Genomic DNA, 25,369 nt, shown 5'->3' on the forward strand with positions numbered 1-25,369 from the left:
AGGGGCCGTAGTAGGTACGCTCCACGACATTGTGGTTGGCATCGGTGACCACCATGGCGCTTCTCAGCGCATCGGTGTGGTAGTAGTACACCGTATCGTTGGCGATGGCGGGCGCGGCGGCCAACAAACCCAGCACGGTCAGCATGGCCCGGATGCGGTTCATTGCGCACCCCCTTTGCCTTGCAGGTAGGTCGAGTTGCTGGCGTTGGCCCAGGCAGAGCAGCCATTCGCGTTGCACGCCTGGGCGGCGTACTGGAAGTCGTCATCCACCATGCCGCCAAGGGTCAAAACAACACTGGTGTTCGGCCCGCTGTAGGAAGTTCGGGTGACGTTGTGGGTGCCCGATTCGGTCCCCTGCAAATTGTAGGTAGTCGCCTCGCTTGATGCAGTCCAGCTCACCGTGAAGGCTACGTTGACCGTGGCTATCGTAGGCGCGGTGACCACGGGTGGATCCGGGATCCGCTTTACTGTCACCGCGATCTGGCTGCTGGCTGCGCTGCACCCGGCCACGTTGCAGGCGTACACCACGTAGGCGTAGGTACCACTCCCCACGCCAGCAGATGTCCAGGACTGTCCGCCGGCGTTGTAGACGGCACTCGCCGATCCGCCATTGACGCTCTGGTTGAGCTGGTAGCGGGTTGCGCCGCTCACCGCCGTCCAGCTCAGGGTGTAGGTACCGCTGGTGCTGCTCGTGGCCGAACTCGACAGGCTCGGCGCGCTGGCCGGTCGCAAGGTCACTGCCACCGTGCCGGAGGTGGTGTAGCCGCTACACCCTCCTGCTCCACACGCCTGCGATTCGGCCGGCCACGCCCCCCTTTGCTCACATCATTGCTGGAATCTTGTCCGGCTCCGTCCCATCGTGCACGCTTTGCCCGGGATGGACGATTCCGGGGGATGGATCATGAGCAGGATCTTCGTTGCCGCAATGGCGCCAGTGCTGCTGTTGACCATGTGCACGGCTCGGGCGTCGACCACGCCGGCTCCGGAACTTCACGACAGGGCTGCCAGTTCGGTAGAGGACGCCGCCCAAATGGTGCAGCAAGCCTTCGACGACCTAAGCCGCAACGACGTCCCGTCCGCGCAGGCAGAACTGGAAGAGGCCATCCAGGCCAGGGATTTCGCCGACCTTCCGGCCGACCTGCGCTACCGGGCGCTGCTGGCCGCCAGCCTGCTCGCCGAGCAGAACGGCGACAACAGGAAGGCGCACAACTTGACCTTGCAGGCGACAGCCTTCGATGAAGCCGACGACACCGCTTGGACGACCCGGCTGTCCACTGCCTTCTCCCTGGGCGACTATCACGACGCAGGACGCAGTCTGGCCGTTTCCGCCCGGCGCTGGCCCGAAAAGCTGGGCGACCTGATGCCGAGCGCCATCTGGCAGCTTCATCACCACTTGAAGCAGGCGAACGACACCGACGCCGACAGGGAAATGCTGGACGCACTGTTCGATGCCGGATGGCAGGATAACGGTGTCGAGCCAAGCGACCTTTGGCGCGATCTCGCGCTGCTGTACGTCCAACGCGATGAAATCGAACGCGCCACAACGGTGGCGCTGCGGATCGCCTCCGGCCAGACCGCGCTGAGCATGCTGGTGGACAAGCGCTTCGACCCCATCACCCTCAAGCACCCCCGGGCTTTCGACGTCGACCGTCTGGTTGCCGCGGAGATCGAGGCCGCGGAGACGCGAACGAAGGCCCATCCGGACCAACTCGCACCCATCACGGATCTGCAGGAGCTGCTCCTCATCACCGGTCGCTATCCGCGAGTGCTCTCCGTCAGCGATGAAGCGGTCGCCCATGCCGCGTATGGCGACGGCGAGAAGGCCTACACGGACTTCAGCGAGAAATACAACTGGGTGCTCGACAACCGTTTCCGCGCACTGGTGCGCGAGGGTCACTGGGACGACGCCTCGCGGGTCGAGGAATTGGCTGCCCGGCGCCCCGAACAAGGCGGCATGAACGTCAGCCAGTTGATCAACCTCGGCGAGCTGTATGCCGATCTCAACCGGCCCGGCAAGGCGGCCGACGCCATCGCCGAGCTGGGCGACGTGAGTCCGTACGGCCGCATGCAGTTGGAGAGCGTGAAACTGCGGATCGCTGCCGAGAAGAGCGATGACGCCGCCGTCGCCGCCGCCATGGCCTACCTGCGCGAGCACCGCGCCGACGCCATTGCCACCTGGGAAGATGCGTTGCTGTTCCGCGGAGAACTCGACGCCGCGGCGGCCCTACTGATCGAGCGCCTGGAGAATCCGGCCTGGCGCAACCGAGCACTCCTCGATATGCAGCGCTATGCCCAGGTCACCGAAACGCCGGTGGACAAGATGATCCATGATCGCTGGAACACGATCACCGCACGCCCCGACGTCGAGGCCGTCATGCGGAAGGTTGGCCGGGTCAAGCGGTTTGACATTACTGCGGAGTTGCGCTGATCAACCAGGCGTACCGAAGAGGACAGTCGAAGAGGACATAGTGGGCCAGACAGGATTGGGTGATATCGACGCAGGAATCGGCGTCGGTCAGCAGAAATCGATGCGGCGTAGCGGGGTCTGACGCGGAACGTCGGCCGGGCCACCGCAGCGCCTGTCAGATTCTGCAACCCCAGCCGTTCAGAATGCGTAGGCCAGCCCGAACCTGACGGCCGGCGCAGTAGCGTAGTGCTGCAGCGCGTCCTGCACGCGCTGCTGTTCGGCGGCGAGTTCGCCCTGGCTGGCGGCGTCCGATGTCGCCCACACGCGCGCGCTGGGGCCGCCCAGCGTCACGCCGACGTCGAGCGAGTAGCCGAGGCCGCGTTCCGGAACGCGGCCCCAACCGAAGCCGACGTACGGCCGCAGCCGCGGCCAGCGCGCGTCCATGGCCAGGGCCGCCCCGTCGGCATCGACGCCCGGCGCCGGATCGACGGCCATGGCCGCACCGGCGACGCGGCTGCGCCCGGCGACCGCACCGAAGGTGATGCGGAAGACGCCGGCCGACGGGAAAAAATCGAGATAGGCACGCAACTGCTCGGACTGCAAATCGGTGCTGTAGCGCGCGTCGCCGAGGTCGAAGGCGCGGTCGAAGTCGAGCAGGTCCGCGCCAAACCGCAGGGTGCCGCTGTCGAAGCGATGGAACACCCAGCCGGGCGTGGCGCCGGCTACGGCGGCGGCATCGCGGCCCTGCGCGGCGGCCGCGGACGACACCAGCAGCAGGGCGAACAGCAGCGTTCTCATGGCTCCCTCGCGGCGCCGCGCGCCGCACCTCCCGGCGGCGCGCGTCACCCACCGTCGCGCGCCGCACGCCGCACCATCTCCCGGCTCCCGTCGTCCCGATATAGCCTGTCCCGGACTCCGTGGACACAGCGTCGCGCCGGCCGGCTGTCGCATCCGGCATCCGGTTCACAATTCGACACGATTGCGGCGCGCCGGGCCGCACAAAGACGATTTCTGTGAACGGCGTCGCCGGCGATATCCGCGCCGCGTCACGCTCCGCCGTATCGCGGAATCGTTGGCACGACGCTGGACGGCGACGATTGTTGCAGGCGGCGTGGCGGCGGCCAGCGCGAGCGCACACCTTCCGGGACAGGCGGAGCGCGCGGATGCGCTCGCGCGCCGCCCGAATACGCACTTCCCGGGAATGCACGCGCAGGGGCGGTGCAGAAGCGGCAAGGGTGGTCGAGGCCATGCGCGGGCGACACTCGACACGCGCGGGCACAAAAAAAACCGCCGGCGGATGCGGCGGTTTTTCGTACTCTCTTCGTGCTGGCAGCCCGGCGTGAACCTGACATGGTGCCGGGCCGCTGGTTTTCTGGTGGGCGGTACAGGGATCGAACCTGTGACCCCTACCATGTCAAGGTAGTGCTCTACCGCTGAGCTAACCGCCCGAAAGGCCGCGAACGTTAGCACGACCCGGCGCCGCGGCTCAAGCCCGGGCGGCCGCCGCGCCGTGCTCGCGCACGCCGCGGCGAGGCTCAGCCGATCAGCGCCTGCTCGCGCACGCGCTTGATCTCGTCGCGCACGCGCGCGGCGTCCTCGAACTCGAGGTCCTGCGCGTGCCGGTACATCTGCGTCTCGAGCTTCTTGATCAGCGCCGCCGCCTGCGCCGGATCGAGCGTGTGGTAGTCCGCCGCCGGTTCGGCGAGCTTGCGCGCCGGCGCCGCCCTGCCGCGGCCGCGTCGCGCTTCCGCCGGCGCCTCGCGCGCGCCTTCCATGATGTCGGCGACCTTCTTCACCACGCTCCTCGGCGTGATGCCATGCGCGAGGTTGTACTCGACCTGCTTGCGGCGGCGGCGGTCGGTCTCGTCGATCGCCGCCTGCATCGAGCGGGTGATGGTGTCGGCGTAGAGGATCGCCTTGCCGCGCAGGTTGCGCGCGGCGCGGCCGATGGTCTGCACCAGCGATCCGGTCGAGCGCAGGAAGCCTTCCTTGTCGGCATCGAGGATGGCCACCAGCGACACCTCCGGCATGTCCAGTCCTTCGCGCAACAGGTTGATGCCGACCAGCACGTCGAACACGCCGAGGCGCAGGTCGCGGATGATCTCGACGCGCTCGACCGTCTCGATGTCGGCGTGCAGGTAGCGCACGCGCACGCCGTGCTCGCCGAGGTAGTCGGTGAGGTTCTCGGCCATGCGCTTGGTCAGCGTGGTGACCAGCACGCGGTCGCCCTGGGCGACCCGCAAGTGGATCTCGGAGAGCAGGTCGTCGACCTGGGTGCGCACCGGGCGCACCTCCACTTCCGGGTCGATCAGGCCGGTCGGACGCACCACCAGCTCGACCACGTTGCCGTGCACATGCTCTAGCTCGTACTTGCCCGGCGTCGCCGAGACGAAGATCGTGCGCGGCGCGCGGCGCTCCCACTCCTCGAAGCGCAGCGGGCGATTGTCCAGCGCGGAGGGCAGGCGGAAGCCGAACTCGACCAGGGTTTCCTTGCGCGAGCGGTCGCCTTTGTACATGCCGCCGAGCTGCGGGATGGTCACGTGCGATTCGTCGACCACCAGCAGCGCGTCGGCCGGCAGGTAGTCGAACAGGCACGGCGGCGGCTCGCCCGGCGCGCGTCCGGTGAGGTGGCGCGAGTAGTTCTCGATGCCCTGGCAGTAGCCGACCTCGGTCATCATCTCGAGATCGAACTGGGTGCGCTGCTGCAGGCGCTGCGCCTCGACCAGCTTGTTGTCGCGGTAGAGCTGCTCCAGCCGATCCTTCAGCTCGGCCTTGATCGTCTCCACCGCCTCCAGCACGGTGCGCCGCGTGGTCACGTAGTGCGAGCCGGGATAGATGGTGTAGCGCGACGCGCGGCGCAGGGTGTCGCCGGTGAGCGGGTCGAACACGGTCAGGTTCTCGATGTCGCCGTCGAACAGCTCGATGCGCAGCGCCTCGCTCTCGCTCTCCGCCGGGAACACGTCGATCACCTCGCCGCGCACGCGGTAGGTGGCGCGGCGCAGCTCCATCTCGTTGCGCGTGTACTGCAGCTCGGTCAGGCGGCGCAGCAGCTCGCGCTGGTCCAGGTGGTCGCCGCGCACCAGGTGCAGCACCATCTTGAAGTATTCGTTGGGATCGCCCAGGCCATAGATCGCCGACACGGTGGCGACGATCAGCGCGTCCTTGCGTTCGAGCAGCGCCTTGGTGGCCGACAGGCGCATCTGCTCGATGTGCTCGTTCACCGAGGCGTCCTTCTCGATGTAGGTGTCGGATGCCGGCACGTACGCTTCCGGCTGGTAGTAGTCGTAGTAGGAAACGAAGTACTCGACCGCGTTGTGCGGAAAGAACTCCTTGAACTCGCCGTAGAGCTGTGCCGCCAGCGTCTTGTTCGGCGCCAGCACCAGCGTCGGCTTCTGCGCCGCCTGCACCACGTTGGCGATGGTGAAGGTCTTGCCCGAGCCGGTGACGCCGAGCAGGGTCTGGTGGGCCAGGCCGGCCTCGAAGCCTTCGACCAGGCGCCGGATCGCCTCCGGCTGGTCGCCGGCGGGCCGGTACGGCGCGACGAGTTCGAAACGATCGGTCATGGGGCGGACGCAAAGCAGGGGAATCGATTATAGGCCGCCGCTCCTGACAGCCTCTGTCAGCATGCGCCTACGCGCGGCGGCGGCGCGCCCCGCTACGGCCGGGCGCGGCGGCCGCCTAGGCTGTTGCGGGTCAACCGGAAGGAGCCCGCCATGGATGGCACCCCGCTGCGCCAGTACGGCGTCACCCTGATCGAGATGCTGCTCGCCGTCGGCACCCTCGCGATCCTCGCCGGCGCCGCGGCGCCGGCGCTGGGCGGATTGATCGCGCGCAACGCGGCGGCGGTCGGCGACAACGCCGTGGTCGCGGCCCTGCAGCACGCGCGCGAACGCGCCGTGCGCGGCGGCGCGCACGTGATCGTCTGTCCCAGCCGCGACGGCAACGCCTGCGTGGAGGACACCCACTGGGAACACGGCTGGATGCTGGCCTGGGATCGCGATCGCGATGGCGAGCCGGACGCCGGTACGGCACCGATCGCGGTCGGCCAGGCGCTGCCGCGCGGCACCGTCGTGCTCGGCAGCATCGGCCGCAGCCGGCTGGTGTTCCGCGGCGACGGCAGCGCCGCCGGCAGCAACGTCAGCCTGACCGTCTGCCATCGCGGCGCGCCGGCGGGCTCCGCACGCAGCGTGGTCATGGCGAACTCCGGGCGCATCCGCCAGGGCCGGCCGACGCCGGATCGCCTGCGCGCCTGCATGCAGGGATAAGCGGCCGGCGCAAACGAAAGGCCGCTCACTGAACGTGGGCGCGGCTTCAGACGCGATGCGGGACAACGGGCCGGGGCCGGAGCCCCGCCCGCAATGGGCCCGGACTCGGGCCGGAGGCCCTGCCGCAAGCGCCGCGCTTCACGGCCGAAACCGCCTCTCGCGCTGGCGCAGGGCCAAAGAAAAAGGCCCGCATCGCTGCGAGCCTTCAAGCATTCGTGGCGCCCGAACTTGGACTCGAACCAAGGACCCCCAGATTAACAGTCTAGTGCTCTAACCAGCTGAGCTATTCGGGCGCGAGGGAACGGAAATGATCGCGACGGCAGGCCGGCTTGTCAAGCGCGCCCGGCCGTCGCGACGGCGTGCATGCGCGCCTCAGGCGGCGCAGGAGATGCGATAGCAGGGTGTGTAGACGCTGCCCGGCAGCTTCATGCGCTGCTGGCGCACGAAATCCTGCAGCAGCGCGTCCAGCGCGCGCATGATCTGCGGGTCGCCGTCGATCTCGAACGGCCCGCGCCGCTCGATCGCGCGCATGCCGTCTTCCTTGACGTTGCCGGCGACGATGCCGGAGAACGCCCGCCGCAGACCGGCGGCCAGCGCGTGGCGGGGCTGGTCGCGATTGATGTGCAGCTCGGCCATGGCCTCATGGGTGGGGCGGAACGGCAACTGGAAGTCGTACGGCACGTTCAGCGCCCAGTTGAAGAAGAACGCGTCCTTGGTGTCGAGACGGAAGTTGCGCACCTTGTCCACGCCCCTGACCATGGCGCGCGCCACCGCGATCGGGTCGTCGACAACGATGTGGTAGCGCTCGGCCACCGCATCGCCGAGGGCGAGGCGCAGGAAGCGATCGATCTGCTCGAAATACGCCGCCGCCACGCGCGGCCCGGTGAACACCAGCGGCACCGGCACCGCCGCGTTGTCGGGGTGCAGCAGGATGCCGAGCAGGTAGAGGATCTCCTCCGCCGTGCCGACGCCGCCCGGGAACACCACGATGCCGTGGCCGACACGCACGAACGCCTCCAGGCGCTTCTCGATGTCGGGCATGATCACCAGGTTGTTGACGATCGGGTTCGGCGACTCGGCGGCGATGATGCCGGGCTCGGTGATGCCGATGTAGCGGTTCTGCCGGCGGCGCTGCTTGGCGTGGGCGATCGTCGCGCCCTTCATCGGCCCCTTCATCGCGCCGGGGCCGCAGCCGGTGCAGATGTCCAGCCCGCGTAGGCCGAGCTGGTAGCCGACCAGCTTGGTGTAGTCGTATTCCTCGCGCGAGATCGAATGGCCGCCCCAGCACACCACCAGGTTCGGATCCTGGTGCGCGCGCAGCACGCGCGCGTTGCGCAGGATGTCGAACACGGCGTGGGTGATGCCCGAGGAGTCGTGCAGGTCGAACTGGCCGGAGCCGATCTGGGTGGACACGTAGACGATGTCGCGCACCACCGCGAACAGAAGCTCGTTGATGCCGCGGATGATCTGCCCGTCGACGAACGCCTGCGCCGGCGCGTTGGTGAGCTGCAGCCGGATGCCGCGGTCCTGCTGCAGCACCTGGATGTCGAAGTCGGGGTAGCGCTCCAGCAGCTCGCGCGCGTCGTCGCTGATGCTGCCCGAGGTCAGCACCGCCAGCGCGCAGCGGCGCAGCAGCGCCTGCAGCCCGGACTGGGTGGCGTCGCGCAGGCGCGCGACCTCGTTGCGCGAGAGCACGTCCAGCCCGTTGGCGGGCGAGATGTGCGCGCTGACCGTATCGGCGTCGCGGTTGCCGGGGCCCGATTGGGTGTCGTTCATGGCTTTGGCTTGATCAGGCATCGGTGCACGACCGGAACCCGCGTGCGGCGGAACGCGTCACGACACCATACCTCGCGCGACGGGTCAAGGCAGCAGCCAAGAAGAAAGGCCGGCATCCCGCGGACGCCGGCCCTCGATGCGCATCGAACCGATCAGAACGTGTAGCGCAGGGTCACCTGCACCGACCAGCGCGAAACCGCGTTGGTGTCGTCGCGGCTCAACTGCTCCGGCGCGTAGTTGCCGTTGACCGTCGGCAGGCTGTAGACGTACTTGCCGGTGGCCGGGTCGACGCCGGCGAACTGCGCCAGGTCGCGGCTGTAGCCGCCCTGGCTGGCGAAGACGGGCGCGTAGACATTGCCCCACTTCTTGTTGAGCATGTTGGTGAAGTTAAAGATGTCGAAGCGCACCTCGCCCTTGTTGCCCTTGAACAGCCCCGGCACCTCCTGGCGGAAGCTCAGGTCGAGCTGGTGCACCCACGGCGAGTTGGCGCCGTTGCGCTCGGCCGCCTGGCCCTGGTGATCCTTCAGGTAGCCCTGGCTCTGGATGTAGTCGTAGAACTGCTGAACCACTTTCGGGTCGGGGTTGTTGGCGAATTCCACCTCGCCCGGACGCGGGATGTAGACCAGATCGTTGTTGCTGATGCCGTCGCCGTTGGCGTCGTTGCCGAACACCCAGCTGTACGGCTGGCCGGAGTGCGAGTCGAGGAACGCCGACACGCTGGTCGCGTAGTCGCCGAAGAAGCGGTGCTGCCAGGTCAGCGAGGCGATGATGCGGTTGCGGATGTCGTAGTTGGAACGCGCCGCCTTCTCCTCGTTCGGGTTGTACGTCGCGCGCGAGGAGAAGTTGCTGGTCGCCTGGCTGGACGTGCCCGGGTTGACCTCGGTGGAACGGCCCCAGACGTAGGCGACGTTGCCGAACCAGGTGTCGGAGAACGGCTTCTGCACCTGCAGGGTGATGTAGTCGGACTTGCCGAGGTCGGTGTTGGTCAGGTAGGTCACGGTGCTGAACGCCGGATCGGCATTCACGCGCTGGCTGGCCTTCGGCTTGGACGGATTGGCGAAGTTGGCCGGGGCGGTGCTGCTCCAGTAGTTGTCGCGGCCGTCCGGCAGCGTGCCGTTCGGCGCACCGAGGTTGAGGTACTGGTAGTAGACGCCGTCCTGCACGTCGAGATGCGCCCAGTCGGCCGAGAACACCGTGCCGAACCACGGCAGCTCGCGGTCGAAGCCCAGGCTGAACTTCAGCACCGTCGGCAGCTTGAAGTTGGGGTCGACGATGTCGACCGCCTGCTGGCCGCCCGGCGCCGAGCACGGCGGCGGCGTCTGCGAGAAGGCGTCCGGATTGAACGCGCCGCAGCCGCTGGCGTCGAAGTAGGTGTTGAGGGTCAGGCCGTTGTTGGTGTACGGGTTCGACAGCCACACGCCCGGGGTCACGCCTTCCGACAGGCCGATGCCGCCGCGCAACTGGGTCATGCGCTCGGTATCGAACGCCCAGTTCCACGACATGCGCGGCTCCAGCACGCCGTTGCCGTCGATGGTGCTGTTGTTGGCGACGCCGTAGGCCTGCGCCACGGAGGGATTGGCCAGCGGCGCCTTGTTCACCACCGGCAGGTCGTAGCGCAGGCCGTACTGCAGCGACAGGTTGCCGATCTGCCAGGTGTCCTGCGCGAAGAAGCCCCACTGCTGCAGCGTCCAGTCGGCGGCGATGCAGTTGATGTCGCTGGTGCTGCCGCAGAAGGCGGGGTTCGGCTGGTACAGGTTGAACGACGAATAGTCGCCGCTCTGGAAGTCGGCGATGCTGCCGAAGTTGTACGCGCCGAACTCGGTGCGGCCGAACAGGTTGTAGAACTTGTCCTTCTGGTAGTCGAAGCCGGCCTTGACGGTGTGGTCGTTGAGGAACCAGGTGCCGGCGAAGAACGCGGTGGTCGTGTCGACCTTCAGGATGTTGTAGTGGCGGAACTGCTCTTCGCCGAGGTTGACGCGGGCGCCGGCCGCGGTGTTGATGGTGATCTGCGGCTGCTTGGCCAGCACTGTCGGCGTGGCGAAGTAGCTGCCGTAGGACACCGAGGCCTCGGTGGAGAAGCTGTCGGTCCAGTCGTCGTAGCTGTTCAGCACCGTGCTCTTGAGGTCGCGGAACTGGTTGTACCAGTAGCTCGACAGGTTGAGCGTGGTGTCGCTGTTGGCCTGGATGATCGGCTGCGTGCTCTTCGAGCGGTTCCAGCGCAGGCTCATGCGATGGCCGTCGGCGACGTTCCAGTCGAGCTTGGCCAGGTACTTCTTCTCGTCCTGGTTCACCGAGGAGGCGCTGAGGTCGCCCGGCGTCAGGCCGTAGCCGTTGGCGATGCCGATGATCTGGTCGAGCTCGGCCTGCGTCAGGCGGCCGGACGCCAGCGGGCCCCGGGTCGGGCCGGGGGCGATCTGCTCGGACTCCTCGTAGTTGACGAAGAAGAACAGCTTGTCCTTGACGATCGGGCCGCCGAGGGTGAAGCCCTTGGTGTCCTGCTTCTGGTAGCCGCTGAACTTGTTGCCGGCCTGGTCCTTGCCAATCATGTCGTTGGCGTTCTTGTACACGTAGTACACGGACCCGTGGAAATCGTTGGTGCCGCTCTTGGTGACGATGTTGACGTTGGCGCCGACCGCGCGCTTGGCGGTCACGTCGTAGTTGGCGGTCGAGATGTTGTACTCGTCGATCGCGTCCAGCGAGATCGGCTGGTTCAGCGACGGCAGGCCGTTGGCCTCGAGGCCGAACGAGTCGTTGGTCGGCACCGCGTCGATGGTGATGTTGTTGTAGCGGCTGTTCTGGCCCAGCGCGGAGAATTCGCCGCGGCTCTTGTTGGTGACGGTGATGTTCGGATCCATGCGCGCGATGTCCTGAATCGAACGCCCCGGATTCGGCAGCACCTTCAGCTCGCGCTGCGAGATGTTCGTGCTGAGCCCTTTGTTGTCGGGCTGGAACACCTGCGCCAGCGCGGTGCCGCGGACCTGCACGCCCTGCAGCTCCTGCGCGGCGACGCCGAGGCTCAGGTTGATGCTGGTGTCTTCGGCGAGCTTCAGGTAGACGTTGTCCCGCTCGTTCTTCTCCATGCCCGACTTGGTCACGGTCACGTCGAACGGGCCGCCGACGCGCAGGCCGGGCGCGTTGTAGCGTCCTTCGGCATCGGTGGTGACGATCTTCGTGGTACCCGACGGCACGTGCACGATCTGCACGGTGGCGCCGGCGACCGGCTTGCCGCCGGCGTCGACCACGCGACCGCTCATCGACGCGGCCGTGTTCTGCGCCAGCGCGGAGGACATCGCCAGCAGCGAGGCGATGGCAAACGGCAGCAACCTGACCTGGATACGCTTGTTCATCTGATTTGTCCTTGTTCCGAATTCGTCGGGTTCGCGGCAGACAGCGCGGTGCGCAACCTCGGCCCCAGCCACCGGCGCGCGGGCGTCGGGCTGTCTGCGTCAAACTTCTGCAAGACGTCGCGACCCGCAGGCCTGCCCCTGCCGATCGTTAACAAATAGTTTACCAGCACTTCACGGTGCGCCTGCAGCCGCCCGTCGGAGGCGGCATAACGACATCACGCGCCCATCCGACCGCTTCCGGGCCACGCGGACGCAGCCGCATCCGTTTGCAAAAACCTTCATTTCCGCCCAACGCCGGCCAATTTGCAGTCTTCTTGCGGCAAAGGCGACATCGCCCCCAACGGACACCCGACCGGGCGCGGCGGGTATCCGGGCCGGCACGGCGGACCCTCCGCGGCGCGCGGCCATACTCCCGGATTCGTGTTACAGCCGATGTACCCGCTCGCCGGTCAGACGCCGGCCCCCTTGAGGTAGGCGGCCACGCCGCCGAGGAACATCTGCACCGACAGCGCCACCAGCAGCATGCCCATCAGCCGCTCCAGCGCGGTCAGCACGCTCTCGCCCAGCCAGCGGAACAGGTAGGTCGACGACAGCAGGATCGCCGCGGTCGCCAGCCAGGCGATGAACAGGGCGATGCCCCACTCCACCGTGCGCCCCGGCTGGGCGTTGGTCAGCAGCAGCAGCGCCGCCATCGCCGAGGGGCCGGCCACGCCGGGGATCGCCATCGGCACGATGAACGGCTCGCCCTCGCCGATCGCGCCGAAGATGCCGCCTTCCTTCGGCGGGAACACCATCTTGATGCTGATGAGGAACAGCACGATGCCGCCGGCGATGCTGACCGACTCCTGCTTCAGCTGCAGCAGCCGCAGCATGAACTGGCCGCCGATCAGGAACGCGAACAGCACGCCGAGCGCGATCAGCAGCTCGCGCGCCAGCACGTAGCGGCGGCGCTGCGGCCGCACGTTCTTCAGCAGGCTGAGGAACAACGGAATGTTGCCCAGCGGGTCCAGGATCAGGAACAGCAGGATCCCCGCGGACAGCGTCGTCATCTGCGTTTCCATCGCCCCCCCCTGGACCGACGATCGCGCGCTCAGGCGCCGCGCAGGTCGAGCACGTGGCCGCGCGCGGCGGCGCCGTCGCGCGACAGCAGGTAGACCACCGCCGGCGCGACCGCGTCGGGCTGCGGATGCCGCTGCGTGTCCTCGCCGAAGTACGCCATGCGCCGCAGCGTCGTGCGCATCGGCGCCGGCAGCAGCGCGTGCACGCGCAACGGGCTGCTGTCGGTTTCCTCGTGCAGGATCGCGGCGAGGCGCTCCAGGCCGGCCTTGGCGACGCCGTAGGCGCCCCAGTGCGCGCGCGCCAGCCGCTGCGGATCGTCGAGCACGAACACCACCGCGCTGTCGGCGCGCGCCTTCAGCAGCGGCATGCAGGCCTGGGTCAGCAGGAACGGCGCGGTCAGGTTGACCTGCAGGCCGCGCAGCCAGTCCTCCGGCTTGTGCAGCTCCAGCGGCGTCAGCGCGTTGAAATGCGCGGCGGCGTGCACGATCGCGTCGACGCCGCCCAGCTCGCGTTCGAGCACGTCGGCGAGCGTGTCGTAGTCGCGCGGCGTGGCGCCTTCGAGGTTGACCGGGTAGATCGCCGGCTCCGGCGCGCCGCTGGCGACGATCGCGTCATACACCTTTTCCAGCGCCGGCACGCGCCGACCGAGCAGGACCACCGTCGCACCGGCCGCCGCGCAGGCGCGCGCGGCGGCCTCGCCGAGGCCGCCGGTGGCGCCGCTGACCAGCACGACGCGCTTGTCCAGCGCGCCGGGCGCGGGCGTCCAGCCGGCCGGCAGGTACGCGGTCGGCAGGCTCATTCGGACCTGTCCCTGGCGACGTCGCGCACCATGCGCTCCAGCTCGCCCGACGCCTGCAATTCCAGCGTGATGTCGCAGCCGCCGATCAGCTCGCCGTGGATGAACAGTTGCGGAAAGGTCGGCCAGTTCGAGTAGCGCGGCAGGTTGGCGCGGATCTCGGGATCCTCGAGCACGTTGACCGCGTGGAACTCGGCGCCGGCTTCCTTGAGCGCCTGCACCGTGCGGCTGGAGAAGCCGCACATCGGGAACTGCGGCGTGCCCTTCATGAACAGCACGATCGGGTGCGCCGCCAGCGTGGTCTTGATCTGCTCGATAACGTCCATGGCTTCGACGAACTACAATGCGGAATCGGCGCGGTGCGCCGGACGGCGCGGATTGTAGCAGCCGCCCCGCGCCGCCAGGCCGCGTCCCGCGCGGCCCCGCCCGCTTCCGGCCGACACGTAGCCGTTCCCTGCCAACGCTAAGGAGACCTTCATGGCGATCGAACTTCCCCCGCTGCCCTACGCGCGCGACGCGCTCGCGCCGCACATCTCGGCCGAAACCCTGGACTTCCACTACGGCAAGCACCATCAGGGCTACGTCACCAACCTCAACAACATGATCAAGGGCACCGAATTCGAGAACGCCGCGCTCGAGCAGATCGTCAGGAAATCCAGCGGCGGCATGTTCAACAATGCCGCGCAGATCTGGAACCACACGTTCTACTGGAACTCGCTCTCGCCCAAGGGCGGCGGCGAGCCGTCCGGCAAGCTGGCCGACGCGATCGTCAAGGCGTTCGGCTCGGTGGCGAAGTTCAAGGAGGAGTTCGGCAAGATCGCGGTCGGCACGTTCGGCTCCGGCTGGGCTTGGCTGGTGCAGCGCCCGGACGGCTCGCTCGGCCTGGTCAGCACCTCCAACGCCGGCACGCCGATCACCGGCAGCGACCGCCCGCTGCTGACCTGCGACGTGTGGGAACACGCCTACTACATCGACTACCGCAACGCGCGCGCGAAGTACGTCGAGGCGTACTGGAACCTGGTCAACTGGGAATTCGCCGCCGGCCAGATGGCGTAAGCGATCCGCCGTTGCGTTCGCGCCATGCGAAAGGCCGCCGCGAGGCGGCCTTTCGTTTTGGTTCGACGCGCGGCGCGCCCACCGAAACCACGGCGCACCGTCCGCCGACGAGGCCCTTCAGCCGCAGCGGAACACGGAAGGCCAACGCGCAGGAACCTGCATGCAGGCGACCGCTCGCCGCAGCGAGCGCAACGAGGCGACTCGCGTGAGCGTACGCGCAGGCGCCTTACGGCGCCGCCACCCTCGCCCCGGCCCTCTCCCGCCAAGGGCGGGAGGGGGGACAAGCAATGGATCCGCGAGGCCCGGGATTCCGCCGGAAGCCGGGATCTCCGCTAAGCGAGCGCCGCCAGCGCCGGCGCCGCCTGCGCCTCGCGGCCCAGCGCGCGCGCCACGCGTTCGACGCGCTCGCGCAGCGTGGCCGCATCGGGTGCGCACAGCGTGGCGTGGCCGACCTTGCGGCCGGGGCGCGGCAGCTTGCCGTAGTCGTGCCAGTGCGCGTCGACCCCGCCGAGCACGGCGGCCGCGTCCGGCAGGTCGCCGATCCAGTTGAACATCAGGCTGACGCCGCGCGCGCCGGTGTCGCCCAGCGGCAGGCCGAGCACGGCGCGCACGTGGTTCTCGAACTGGCTGGTGTGCGCGCCCTCGATGGTCCAGTGCCCGGAGTTGTGCACGCGCGGCGCCATCTCGTTGCCGAGCAGGCGGCCCTGGTGCACGAATAGCTCCAGCGCGAACACGCCGACGTAGCCGAGCCGCTCGGCCAGCGCGCGGGCGTGGCCGACCGCGGCCTCCCGCAGCGACGCGGCGCCCGGCGCCGGCGCCAGGCTCACCGACAGGATGCCGTCGGTGTGCCAGTTCTGGGTCAGCGGCCAGGCGCGGAAGTCGCCGTCGCGGCCGCGCACCGCCACCACCGAAACCTCGCGCTCGAACGGCACGAAGGCCTCCAGGATCAGCCCGTGCGCCTGCGCGCCGAGCGCGTCCCAGGCGGGGCCGACGTCGGCCGGCGTCCTCAGCCGGAACTGGCCCTTGCCGTCGTAGCCGAGGCGGCGCGTCTTCAGGATCGCCGGCAGGCCGACCTCGGCGACCGCGCGCTCGAGGTCGGCGCGGCTGTCCACGGCGACGAAGGCCGGCGTCGCCAGGCCGATTTCGCCGAACAGGGTCTTCTCGGCAAGACGGTCCTGCGCCACCGCCAGCGCGCGCGGCGCCGGGAACACGCGGGTGCGTTCGACCAGCCAGCGCGCGGTTTCCGCCGGCACGTTCTCGAAGTCGAAGGTGGCGACGTCGACGCGGCGGGCGAAGTCCTCCAGCGTCGCGAAATCGCGCCAGTCGGCGCGCAGCAGCGGCGCGACCTGCGACGCGCAGGCGTCCTCGACGCTGTCCACCACCAGGAAGCGCACGCCCAGCGGCGCGCCCGCCAGCGCCAGCATGCGCGCCAACTGCCCGCCTCCGAGCACCCCGAGGGTCGGCTGGATGCGGCTCACGGCTGACGCGGGTCCGGGCGGTCCAGCACCTCGCGGGTCTGCCCGGCGCGGAACGCCTCCAGCGCCGCGGCCACGACCGGATCGCGCAGGGCGACGATGGCCGCGGCCAGCAGCGCGGCGTTGACCGCGCCGGCGCGCCCGATCGCCAGCGTGCCGACCGGTACGCCGGCCGGCATCTGCGCGATGGACAGCAGCGAGTCCATGCCGTTCAGCGCCTTCGACTGCACCGGCACGCCCAGCACCGGCAGGCGCGTCTTCGCCGCCAGCATGCCGGGCAGGTGCGCGGCGCCGCCGGCGCCGGCGATGATCACCTCGAGCCCGCGGCCGAGCGCTTCCTCGGCGTAGCGGTACAGCAGGTCGGGCGTGCGGTGCGCGGAAACCACGCGCACCTCGTGGGCGACGCCGAGCCGCTGCAGCGTGAGCGCGGCGTGTTCCATCGTCTCCCAGTCGGAGCGCGACCCCATCACCACTCCGACGCGAAGCGCCGCCTGCGTTGCGTTCATGGCCGACTCGCCCAAAAAACGCTATTTTACGGGCTTGACGGCGCGCGGGAAGGCCCGCGCAGGAAATCCCCATGGACAAGCACCTGCTGGACATCCTCTGCTGCCCGGTGTCGAAGGCGCCGGTGCGGCCGCTCAACCGCGCCGAACTGGACGCGCTGAACCGCGCGATCGACGCCGGCGGGGTCGATACCGTCGCCGGCGCGCGCGTACCCGCGCCGCTGCGCGCCGGGCTGATCACCACCGACGGCAAGGTGATCTACCGCGTCGAGGACGACATCCCGGTGATGCTGCCCGAGGAAGGCATCGGCACCACCCAGCTCAGCGGTTTTCCGCACTGACCCGCCCGCGTGACCACGGTCACAATCCGTTACAATGACGCCGTCGTACGTTTGAGGCGTCGACAACCCTTCCGGGTTGTCCCGGCTTTCCGATGAACAACGCCCACGACCCCTCCAGCGGCAGCAACATCGTCGACCTGAGCCAGCGCCAGGATCCGCGCAACGAGCGGCTCGGCGACCTGCTGGCCAGCGTGCGCGGCATCTCGCTCAAGCGCCTGCAGGCGCTGGTCGGCGCGCTGTTCGACAACGTCGACGACGCGCTGTTCGACCTCGCCGAGAAGGCCGAGAACAACGCTGCGCAGACGCAGTATTTCGACGGCATGCGCGAGGTGCGCAAGAAGCGGCCGCTGGTCGAGCGCCTGTTCGTCGAGCAGGTCACCCGCAGCGTCGGCGATTTCGCCATCGGGCGTGCGCGCGGCGCGCGCGCGGAAACCGCCGGCAGCAGCACCGCCGCCTCCGCCGAACTGAGCCTGGTCGACGACAGCGAGCTGGAGGAATCGCTGGCGGTCACCAGCATGATCAGCAAGGCGGAGGGCCGCCTCGCGCGCGCCCTGTTCGCGGTCAACCAGCGCCTGTCGGTGATCAGCGGCGGCAGCAAGGTCGAGGACGCGACCAACCCGATCGGCCCCGCCGCGCTGTGCCAGGCGCTGCGCGCGGCGCTGCGCGAACTGGCCGTCGAGGTACGCGTCAAGCTGATCGTGTACAAGCTGTTCGACCGCTACGTGATGGGCGGCCTGGACGCGCTCTACGACGAGGTCAACGCCGAACTGGTGCGCAGCGGCGTGCTGCCGCAACTGCGCCACGGCACGACGCAGCGCGCGGCGACACCGGCCGGCGCCGGCCATGCCGCGGGAGCGGACGCCTACCTGCAGGACGCCGCGGAGCTGCAGGCCGAGCTGTTCCAGACCGTCACCGCCCTGCTCGCCTCGCGACGCGTGCACGCCGGCGACGGCGTGGCGACGGCCGGCTATGCCGGCGCAGCCTCGCTGAGCCCGGCCGAGCTGCTGGGCGCGCTGACCCTGCTGCAATCGCAGACCGCGACCCTGCCGCTGCCGGCAGCGCTGCCGGGCGACATCGGCCAGGCCGAACTGTCCGCCGTGCAGCACCTGAAGGACCAGTTGATGGCCCAGGTCGCGCGCCTGTCGGGCGAGGCCAAGGCACGCGTATCCGGCGCCGACGAGGACACCATCGACCTGGTCGGCATGCTGTTCGAGTACATCCTGCAGGATCGCAATCTGCCCGCGCAGATGCAGGTGATGCTGGCGCGCCTGCAGATTCCCTACCTCAAGGTCGCGATCCTCGACCGCAAGCTGTTCGCGCACAAGACCCATCCGGCGCGGCGGCTGCTGGACGCGCTCGCCGAGGCCGCCAAGGGCTGGTCGGAGGAATCCGACCGCGATCGCCGCCTGTTCGACAAGGTCAAGACCACCGTCGAGGCGCTGCTGCGCGACTTCGACGACGACCTCGACATCTTCCCGCGCCTGCTCGCCGACTTCCAGACCTTCAACGACTCGCACCGGCGTCGCGCCGAACTCGCCGAGCAGCGCGCCGCCGAGGCCACGCGCGGGCGCGAGAAGCTGCAGGAGGCGCGCCGCCGCGCCGCGCGCGAAATCCTTTCGCGCATCGAGGGCCGCGACCTGCCGGCGCTGATCCACGGCGTGCTGACCCGGCCGTGGGCCAACTACCTGGTGCTGACCCTGCTGCGCCAGGGCGATGGCTCGCAGGAATTCCGCAGCGCGCTGCAGTTCGTCGATGCCTTCGTGACGAGCGCGCAGCCGGCGGCGAACGATGCCGCACGCGAGAACCTGCGCAGCCTGCTGCCGCAGATCGAGAAGGCATTGCGCCACGGCCTCGCCACCGTCGCCTTCCACGAGAACGACGTCAAGCGCCTGATGACCGAACTGAGCGCGTTCTACCGCCGCCAGCTCGGCATCGCCGGCGACGCGCCGACGGCGGCGGGCGACGCCGCCACGGCCGACACCGCCGACGCACAGACGCGGCCGGTGCCGATCCCGGACAGCGTGGAAGCCATCACCGCGATCGAAGAGGAATCCGCCGATCTCCCCGAGCCGCGCGGCGACGCGCCCTACCTGCAGCTCGCCCGCGAACTCAAGGTCGGCACCTGGATGGAGCTGGCCGACGAGCACGGCGTGCGCGAGCGCGCCAAGCTGTCCTGGATCAGCCCGATCAGCGGCCGCTACCTGTTCGTCAACCGCCGCGGCCTGAAGGTCGCGGACCGGACCGCGCAGCAGCTCGCCGCCGAACTCGAGGCCGGCACCGCGGTCGTGCTGGAGGAAGTGCCGCTGTTCGACCGCGCGCTGGACGCGATCGTCGAGCGCCTGCGCCAGGCCCAGGCCCAGGCCCAGGCCGAGCGCCAGGTGCCGCCCGAGCTATGAGCGTGCCGCCGGCGCCGCCCGCGGCCGCCATCATCCGGGAAGACGTCCGCCGCGCGCTGGCCGAGGATTTCGGCGACGGCGACGCCACCGCCGACCTGCTGCCCGCCGACGCGCGCGCCACGGCGCGCATCGTCTGCCGCGAGGACGCGGTGATCGCCGGCATCCCCTGGGCCGAGGCGTGCTTCCGCGCGCTGGACGCGAGCGTGCGCATCGACTGGCGTTGCGCGGACGGCGAGCGCGTCGGCGCCGACGCCACGCTGTGCGAACTCGCCGGCCGCGCGCGCACGCTGGTCGGCGGCGAACGCTGCGCGCTGAATTTCCTGCAGACGCTCTCGGCCACCGCCACCGTCACCGCACGCTACGTCGCCGCGGTGGCCGGCACCCGCGCCACCATCCTCGACACCCGCAAGACCCTGCCCGGCCTGCGCCTGGCGCAGAAATACGCGGTGCGCTGCGGCGGCGGCAGCAACCACCGCATCGGCCTGTTCGACGCGATCCTGATCAAGGAAAACCACATCGCCGCGGCCGGCGGACTCGACGCCGCGGTGCGCGCCGCACGCGCGGCGCACCCGCGCCTGTTGCTCGAAGTCGAGGTGGAATCGCTGCAGGAGCTGGACGAGGCGCTGGCCGCCGGCGTCGACCGCGTCATGCTCGACGACTTCACGCCGGAGATGCTGCGCGCCGCCGTCGGCCGCGCCGGCGGGCGCGTGCCGCTGGAAGTGTCCGGCGGCGTCGACCTCGAACGCGTGCGCGCGATCGCCGAGTGCGGGGTCGACTTCATCTCGATCGGCGCGCTGACCAAGCACGTGCACGCGATCGACCTGTCGATGCGGATCGGCGCGCTCGCGCCGGCCTGACGCGCGGCGTTCAGAGCCAGCCCAGCGCGCGCGCCGCGAACAGCAGCAGCAGGGCTGCCGCCAGCAGCGCGACCAGCCCGCGCAGCCAGCCCAGCCCGCGCGACGCCGCCGGCGCTGCCGTCGCGGCCGCCTGCGGCTTCGGCGACGCTTCGTGTCCGGGCGCCAGCAGCATGAATCGCACCGCGTCCAGCGCCAGCTCGTCGCCCGGCCGCAGCGTGGCCTGGGTGACGCGCTGGCCGTTGACGAAGGTGCCGTTGGCGGAGCCCAGGTCCTCCACGGTCACGGTGTCGCTGCCGGCGCGCAGGCGCGCATGATGGCGCGAGATCTCCTCGGCCGGGATGCAGATGTCGCAGTCGCTCTGGCGGCCGATGGTCGCGCTGGCGCCCACCGCGAAGCTGCGCCCGAAGGTCGGCCCGGAGACGCCGCGCAGGACAAATCGCGGCAGCGCCGTGCGCACGCGCGTGCGGCCGTCGTCCGCCGCCGGCGCCGCATGCGCCGATGCCGGTGCGGCGACGGGCGTCGGCGCCGCCGCGCTGCGCTCGTCGCCCATCACCTGACAGCCCACGCGGGCGAACAGCAGCAGGTCGCCCGGCTTCAGCGGCGCCTCGCCGTCGAGCTGCCAGCCGTTCAGCACGGTGACCGCCGACGGTTCGCGGACGCGCACCGTCGCCTGGCCGCCGCGCAGCTCGATCTCGCAGTGGTGCAGGCCGATGCCGGCCGCCGCCAACACCAGTTGGCAGTCGGATGCCGTGCCGACCACGCTCACGCCTTCGCCGAGCCGGAATGGCGGATGTTCGCCGTTGGGAAAGACCAGCCTCATGCCTATGCCCCCTTGCATGGCCACCGCGGCCGCGGTCGCGACCATGGTAATCAAACCCGACGCGGCTGCGGCGTACCGACCGCCGTTTTGCGACTGTCCTCACGCTCGCCCGCGCGGCTTGCCGGGGCGCCGCCGCGTCGCACACACTTGCGCCGTCGCCGCGGAGTCAGCGCATGCCGGAATCCCTGATCGCCCTCGTCGCGCTGTGCCTGCTCGGCGCGCTGGCCCTGGCCTGGCGCGAACAGCTCGCCGCGCGCGAACAGGCCATCGCCTGCGCGCGCCGGCTGTGCGCCGAGGCGGGGCTGCAACTGCTGGACCAGAGCGTCGCCCTGGGCCGCCTGCGCCTGGTGCGCGACAGCGGTGGCCCGGTGCTGGAGCGCCACTACAGTTTCGAGGTGAGCCTGGACGGCAAGGATCGCCATCGTGCGGGCGTGCGCCTGCGCGGCGGCCGGCTGGCCGGGTTCAGCCTGCCGGTCGCGGCCGGCGTCACTTGATGACGCGCAGCTTCGGCGCGCCCTTCGGCGGCGGCGCCGGGGGCTCCGGTCCGGAGTCCGGCGGCGCGCCCGCGTCGGTTTCGTCGGCCGGGAACATCATGCCCTGGCCGTTTTCCTGCGCATACACGGCGACCACCGCGCTGACCGGGAAGCTGACCGTGCGGCTGACTCCGGAAAACCGCGCCAGGAAGCTGACCCGATCCTTGCCGAGATCGAGCTGGCTGACCGCCCGCGGCGCCAGGTTGAGCACGACCTTGCCGTCCTTGATCGACTGCGTCGGCGCCTCGGTGCCCGGGCGCGTCGCGTCGACCAGCACGTAGGGCGTCAATCCGTTGTCGCAGATCCACTCGTAGATCGCCCGCAGCAGGTACGGGCGATTCGAGGTCATGCGCGGTTCGTTCACGGCAAGCTCACTCGCGCAGTGCCTTCTCTTCGGAGGTCAGGCTGCGCGCGAATCCGGGGTTGCGGAAGATGCGTTCGCCGTAATCGAGGATCGGCTTGCCCTCGCGCGGCAGCTCGACGCCGAGCGTGGGCAGGCGCCAGACCAGCGGCGCGATCAGGCAGTCGGCGAGGCTCATCTCGGGATTGAGGAAGAACTTGGACGCCTTGAACAGCGGCACCGAGGCCAGCAGCGCCTCGCGCAGGCGCTTGCGTGCGGTGTCGGCCGGACGCCCGCCGGCGCGGATGGTGTCCAGCAGCGGCAGCCATTCCTGCTCGATGCGCACCATCGCCAGCCGCAGCCGCGCGCGCGACAGCGGATCGACCGGCATCAGCGGCGGATGCGGGTAGCGCTCGTCGAGGTATTCGCAGATCACCGCGGTGTCGTACAGCACCAGATCGCGGTCGACCAGGGTCGGCAGCGTGCCGGCGGCGTTGAGGTCGACGAGGTCCTCGGGCGGTTTGCCCTCGTCCACCGCCACGCGCTCGTAGCTCACGCCCTTGGCGGCAAGCACCAGCCGGACGCGGTGGCACTGCACGCTGTCGCGCGCGGTGAACAGGGTCAGAATGGTCCGCACACGCGGGCTCTGCGCCATGACGACTTCCCCCCGAGTTGTCAGCCGCGCACAGGATAGCGCGGCGGCGCAGCTCGCCGCCGCGCCGCTGCGGTCAGTGCACGTCCTTCCAGTATTCGCGCTTGAGCAGCCACGCAATGAAGGTAAAGGCGGCCAGGTAGAGCAGCACCCAGACGCCGATGCGATGGCGCTGCAGGGCGGCCGGCTCGGCGACGTACTGCAGGAACGCGGTCAGGTCGCGCGCAGCCTGGTCGAACTGCGCCGGCGCCAGGCGCCCGGGCTGGGCCAGTTCGAGCTTCTCGATGGCCGCTTCCGCGCCGGCCCCGGCCGGCGCGTACACGGCGTGCTGCACGCCCTGCAGCTCCCACAGCGGGTTCGGCATCGACGCGTTGGGGAACACCGTGTTGTTCCAGCCGACCGGCCGCGACGGGTCGAGGTAGAACGAGCGCAGGTAGTTGTAGACCCAGTCGGCGCCCTTGGCGCGCACCTCCAGCGACAGGTCGGGCGGTGCCTTGCCGAACCACGCCTGCGCGTCCTTGCCGGGCATCGACGCGACCACCGGGTCGCCGAACTTGGCGCCGGTGAAGTTGAGGTTCTGCATCACTTCCTGTTCGCTCAGGCCGAGATCCTCGGCGGTGCGCGAATAGCGCTGGTAGCGCAGCGAGTGGCAGCCCACGCAGTAGTTGAAGAACAGGCGCGCGCCGCGCTGCAGCGAGGCGGTGTCCTTGACGTTGGTGTTGGCCGCAGGCAGCTCGGCGCCGCCTTCGGAGGCGAGTGCGGCGCCGCCGCCGGCAACCAGGCCCAGCGCCAGCACGATCGAAGAAAGAGCCCGCTTAGTCATGCGTCGTCACCCGTTCCGGAACCGGCTTGGTCTTTTCCAGGCCGAAGTGCGTATAGGCCCACAGGAAGAGGAAGAAACCGAAGTACAGCAGGGTCAGCGTGCGGCCGAACGCGTTCTCGATCAGGGTAACGTCCGCGGCCGCGCCGAACAGCTCGGGAATCCACTCGCCGGTCTTGCCGGCGCCGATCGCGCCGAGCAGCACGAACACCAGCGCGAACATCGCGATCGCCAGCTTGTAGCCGAGGCCGCGGTAGCGGATCGACTTGACCTTGCCGCGATCCAGCCACGGCACCAGGAACAGCAGCACGATTGCCGAGAACATCGCGATCACGCCGCCGAGCTTGGACGGAATCACGCGCAGGATCGCGTAGAACGGCGTGAAGTACCACACCGGCTTGATGTGCGTCGGCGTGACCAGGTTGTCGGCCGGGATGAAGTTGTCGTGCTCGAGGAACCAGCCGCCGACGGTCGGCTCGAAGAAGATGATGAAGGCGGCGATCAGCAGGAACATGCCGACGCCGAACAGATCCTTCACCGTGTAGTACGGGTGGAACGGGATGCCGTCCAGCGGCCTGCCGTTCGGGCCCTTCTTCTCCTTGATCTCGACGCCGTCCGGGTTGTTCGAGCCGACTTCGTGCAGCGCGGCGAGGTGCAGCACCACCAGCAGCAGCAGCACCAGCGGCAGCGCGATCACGTGCAGCGCGAAGAAGCGGTTGAGGGTGGCGTCGGCGGGGTTGTAGTCGCCCATGATCCACTGCACCAGCGTGTCGCCGACCACCGGCACCGCGCCGAACAGCGAGATGATCACCTTCGCGCCCCAGAACGACATGTTGCCCCACGGCAGCACGTAGCCCATGAACGCCTCGGCCATCAGCGCGAGGAAGATGAACATGCCGAGCAGCCAGACCAGCTCGCGCGGCTTCTTGTAGGAGCCGTAGATCAGGCCGCGGAACATGTGCAGGTAGATGACGACGAAGAACAGCGAGGCGCCGGTGGAGTGCATGTAGCGGATCAGCCAGCCCCACTCCACGTCGCGCATGATGTACTCGACGGACGCGAAGGCCAGCGCCGCGTCCGGCTTGTAGCTCATCGTCAGGAAGATGCCGGTGACGATCTGGTTCACCAGCACCAGCATCGCCAGCGAGCCGAAGTAGTACATCACGTTGAAGTTCTTCGGCGCGTAGTACTCGCTGGTGTGCGAGGCGGTGAAGGACAGGATCGGCAGGCGCTCCTCGATCCATGCCAACACGCGGTTGCGCGGTTTGACGGTCACGTGCGCGGTCGCCATCACGCTGCTCCCTTGGCCGGGTCGACGCCGATCTGGATCTGGGTGTCGGTCACGAAGTGGTACGGCGGCACGCGCAGGTTGGCCGGCGCAGGCACGCCGTCGTAGACGCGGCCGGCCATGTCGTAGCGCGACTTGTGGCAGGGACAGTAGAAGCCGCCCTTCCAGGCCGGATCGAACGGCTCGGCCTTGAGTTCGGGATAGTAGTCGGGCACGCAGCCGAGGTGCGTGCACAGGCCCACCAGCACCAGCCACTCGGGCTTGATCGAACGGTGTTCGTTCTTCGCGTAGTCGGGCTGCTGGTCGGCGTTGTCGCTCTTCGGATCCTTCAGGCGCGCGTCCTGGCTGGCCAGCGCGTCGAGCTGCTCCTTGCTGCGGTTGACCACCCACACCGGCTGGCCGCGCCACTCGAACGTGACCATCTGGCCGGACTCGACCTTGCCGATATCGGCCATTACCGGGGCGCCGGCGGATTTCGCGCGCGCGCTCGGTTCCCACGATTTGATGAACGGCACGGCCGCTGCCACGACCCCCACGCCGCCGACCACGGCGGTGGTGGCGGTGAGGAAGCGACGGCGGCCCTGATTGACCCCTTCGTTCGCCATCAGGCTCTCCGGAACGCTGAATTCCAACGGAAT

The 25,369-nt window shown here is 69.3% G+C and carries 23 protein-coding genes and 2 tRNA genes; 7 read left to right on the forward strand and 18 right to left on the reverse strand.

What is annotated here, in order from left to right:
• Positions 1–159: 159 nt before the first annotated feature.
• Positions 160–732 (reverse strand): hypothetical protein, encoded by a 573-nt coding sequence (locus tag ABFC67_RS03750; protein ID WP_346736707.1) that lies wholly within the window; start codon positions 730–732, stop codon positions 160–162.
• A gap of 169 nt (positions 733–901) precedes the next feature.
• Here ABFC67_RS03750 and ABFC67_RS03755 point away from each other — a divergent pair, with 169 nt between their 5' ends.
• Entirely contained in the window at positions 902–2,428 is a 1,527-nt protein-coding gene (locus ABFC67_RS03755) for a hypothetical protein (protein WP_346736708.1), read from the forward strand.
• A gap of 177 nt (positions 2,429–2,605) precedes the next feature.
• Here ABFC67_RS03755 and ABFC67_RS03760 read toward each other — a convergent pair whose 3' ends face one another.
• The 3 genes from ABFC67_RS03760 to uvrB all read right to left on the reverse strand — a co-directional run bounded on the left by ABFC67_RS03760 (position 2,606) and on the right by uvrB (position 5,970).
• Positions 2,606–3,205 (reverse strand): hypothetical protein, encoded by a 600-nt coding sequence (locus ABFC67_RS03760; protein ID WP_346736709.1) that lies wholly within the window; start codon positions 3,203–3,205, stop codon positions 2,606–2,608.
• A gap of 575 nt (positions 3,206–3,780) precedes the next feature.
• Positions 3,781–3,855 (reverse strand) — tRNA-Val (locus tag ABFC67_RS03765).
• 87 nt (positions 3,856–3,942) lie between these two features.
• Entirely contained in the window at positions 3,943–5,970 is a 2,028-nt protein-coding gene (gene uvrB, locus ABFC67_RS03770; RefSeq protein ID WP_346736710.1) for an excinuclease ABC subunit UvrB, read from the reverse strand.
• Between the two features lie 150 nt (positions 5,971–6,120).
• On the opposite strand from uvrB, the gene ABFC67_RS03775 reads away from it, so the two are divergent.
• A complete protein-coding gene (locus tag ABFC67_RS03775) occupies positions 6,121–6,672 on the forward strand; it encodes a GspH/FimT family pseudopilin (protein ID WP_346736711.1) in 552 nt (183 codons plus the stop codon).
• Between the two features lie 216 nt (positions 6,673–6,888).
• Here the strand turns inward: ABFC67_RS03775 and ABFC67_RS03780 are convergent.
• The 6 genes from ABFC67_RS03780 to grxD all read right to left on the reverse strand — a co-directional run bounded on the left by ABFC67_RS03780 (position 6,889) and on the right by grxD (position 13,976).
• Positions 6,889–6,965, reverse strand: a tRNA-Asn gene (locus ABFC67_RS03780).
• 79 nt (positions 6,966–7,044) lie between these two features.
• Positions 7,045–8,448, reverse strand: coding sequence for a nucleotide 5'-monophosphate nucleosidase PpnN (gene ppnN, locus ABFC67_RS03785; protein ID WP_346736712.1), 1,404 nt, complete (start codon positions 8,446–8,448; stop codon positions 7,045–7,047).
• Positions 8,449–8,600: 152 nt separating this feature from the next.
• Entirely contained in the window at positions 8,601–11,795 is a 3,195-nt protein-coding gene (locus ABFC67_RS03790; protein ID WP_346736713.1) for a TonB-dependent receptor, read from the reverse strand.
• A gap of 449 nt (positions 11,796–12,244) precedes the next feature.
• Positions 12,245–12,844: a YhgN family NAAT transporter gene (locus ABFC67_RS03795; RefSeq protein ID WP_346736714.1), complete on the reverse strand. Its 600-nt coding sequence runs from the start codon at positions 12,842–12,844 to the stop codon at positions 12,245–12,247.
• A gap of 41 nt (positions 12,845–12,885) precedes the next feature.
• On the reverse strand, positions 12,886–13,653 hold the full coding sequence (locus ABFC67_RS03800) for an SDR family NAD(P)-dependent oxidoreductase (protein ID WP_346736715.1): 768 nt from the start codon (positions 13,651–13,653) through the stop codon (positions 12,886–12,888).
• Positions 13,650–13,976: a Grx4 family monothiol glutaredoxin gene (grxD, locus tag ABFC67_RS03805; RefSeq protein WP_346736716.1), complete on the reverse strand. Its 327-nt coding sequence runs from the start codon at positions 13,974–13,976 to the stop codon at positions 13,650–13,652. The genes ABFC67_RS03800 and grxD overlap by 4 nt, the downstream gene beginning before the upstream one ends.
• Positions 13,977–14,127: 151 nt before the next feature.
• Between grxD and ABFC67_RS03810 the strand changes: the two genes are divergently transcribed.
• Positions 14,128–14,706 carry a Fe-Mn family superoxide dismutase gene (locus ABFC67_RS03810; RefSeq protein WP_346736717.1) on the forward strand — a complete coding sequence of 193 codons (579 nt, stop codon included), beginning with the start codon at positions 14,128–14,130 and terminating at the stop codon, positions 14,704–14,706.
• 332 nt (positions 14,707–15,038) lie between these two features.
• Here ABFC67_RS03810 and ABFC67_RS03815 read toward each other — a convergent pair whose 3' ends face one another.
• Positions 15,039–16,184, reverse strand: a complete 1,146-nt coding sequence (locus ABFC67_RS03815) for a 5-(carboxyamino)imidazole ribonucleotide synthase (protein WP_346736718.1) — start codon at positions 16,182–16,184, stop codon at positions 15,039–15,041.
• Positions 16,181–16,687 carry a 5-(carboxyamino)imidazole ribonucleotide mutase gene (gene purE, locus ABFC67_RS03820; RefSeq protein ID WP_346736719.1) on the reverse strand — a complete coding sequence of 169 codons (507 nt, stop codon included), beginning with the start codon at positions 16,685–16,687 and terminating at the stop codon, positions 16,181–16,183. Before purE ends, ABFC67_RS03815 begins: the two co-directional genes overlap by 4 nt.
• A 71-nt stretch (positions 16,688–16,758) precedes the next feature.
• On the opposite strand from purE, the gene ABFC67_RS03825 reads away from it, so the two are divergent.
• The 3 genes from ABFC67_RS03825 (at position 16,759) to nadC (ending at position 20,278) form a co-directional block, all read left to right on the forward strand.
• Entirely contained in the window at positions 16,759–17,025 is a 267-nt protein-coding gene (locus ABFC67_RS03825; RefSeq protein WP_346736720.1) for a Trm112 family protein, read from the forward strand.
• A gap of 92 nt (positions 17,026–17,117) precedes the next feature.
• Positions 17,118–19,421: a DUF1631 domain-containing protein gene (locus ABFC67_RS03830; RefSeq protein ID WP_346736721.1), complete on the forward strand. Its 2,304-nt coding sequence runs from the start codon at positions 17,118–17,120 to the stop codon at positions 19,419–19,421.
• Positions 19,418–20,278: a carboxylating nicotinate-nucleotide diphosphorylase gene (nadC, locus tag ABFC67_RS03835; RefSeq protein WP_346736722.1), complete on the forward strand. Its 861-nt coding sequence runs from the start codon at positions 19,418–19,420 to the stop codon at positions 20,276–20,278. Before ABFC67_RS03830 ends, nadC begins: the two co-directional genes overlap by 4 nt.
• Before the next feature lie 10 nt (positions 20,279–20,288).
• Here the strand turns inward: nadC and ABFC67_RS03840 are convergent, their stop codons facing one another.
• A complete protein-coding gene (locus ABFC67_RS03840; RefSeq protein WP_346736723.1) occupies positions 20,289–21,098 on the reverse strand; it encodes an FHA domain-containing protein in 810 nt (269 codons plus the stop codon).
• A 173-nt stretch (positions 21,099–21,271) separates the two neighbouring features.
• Here ABFC67_RS03840 and ABFC67_RS03845 point away from each other — a divergent pair, with 173 nt between their 5' ends.
• On the forward strand, positions 21,272–21,592 hold the full coding sequence (locus ABFC67_RS03845) for a DUF3301 domain-containing protein (protein WP_346736724.1): 321 nt from the start codon (positions 21,272–21,274) through the stop codon (positions 21,590–21,592).
• Here ABFC67_RS03845 and ABFC67_RS03850 read toward each other — a convergent pair.
• From ABFC67_RS03850 to petA, 5 genes are all read right to left on the reverse strand, one after another.
• Positions 21,585–21,980: a ClpXP protease specificity-enhancing factor gene (locus tag ABFC67_RS03850; RefSeq protein WP_346736725.1), complete on the reverse strand. Its 396-nt coding sequence runs from the start codon at positions 21,978–21,980 to the stop codon at positions 21,585–21,587. The genes ABFC67_RS03845 and ABFC67_RS03850 overlap by 8 nt on opposite strands.
• Positions 21,981–22,002: 22 nt before the next feature.
• On the reverse strand, positions 22,003–22,626 hold the full coding sequence (locus ABFC67_RS03855) for a glutathione S-transferase N-terminal domain-containing protein (protein ID WP_346736726.1): 624 nt from the start codon (positions 22,624–22,626) through the stop codon (positions 22,003–22,005).
• Positions 22,627–22,699: 73 nt separating this feature from the next.
• On the reverse strand, positions 22,700–23,446 hold the full coding sequence (locus ABFC67_RS03860) for a cytochrome c1 (RefSeq protein ID WP_346736727.1): 747 nt from the start codon (positions 23,444–23,446) through the stop codon (positions 22,700–22,702).
• Positions 23,439–24,734 (reverse strand): cytochrome bc complex cytochrome b subunit, encoded by a 1,296-nt coding sequence (locus tag ABFC67_RS03865; protein ID WP_346736728.1) that lies wholly within the window; start codon positions 24,732–24,734, stop codon positions 23,439–23,441. Before ABFC67_RS03865 ends, ABFC67_RS03860 begins: the two co-directional genes overlap by 8 nt.
• Positions 24,734–25,336 (reverse strand): ubiquinol-cytochrome c reductase iron-sulfur subunit, encoded by a 603-nt coding sequence (gene petA, locus ABFC67_RS03870; protein ID WP_346736729.1) that lies wholly within the window; start codon positions 25,334–25,336, stop codon positions 24,734–24,736. The genes ABFC67_RS03865 and petA overlap by 1 nt, the downstream gene beginning before the upstream one ends.
• Positions 25,337–25,369: the final 33 nt, after the last annotated feature.

The sequence above is a fragment of the Mizugakiibacter sp. genome (assembly GCF_039680435.1).
In the GTDB taxonomy this organism is placed as follows: domain Bacteria; phylum Pseudomonadota; class Gammaproteobacteria; order Xanthomonadales; family Rhodanobacteraceae; genus Mizugakiibacter.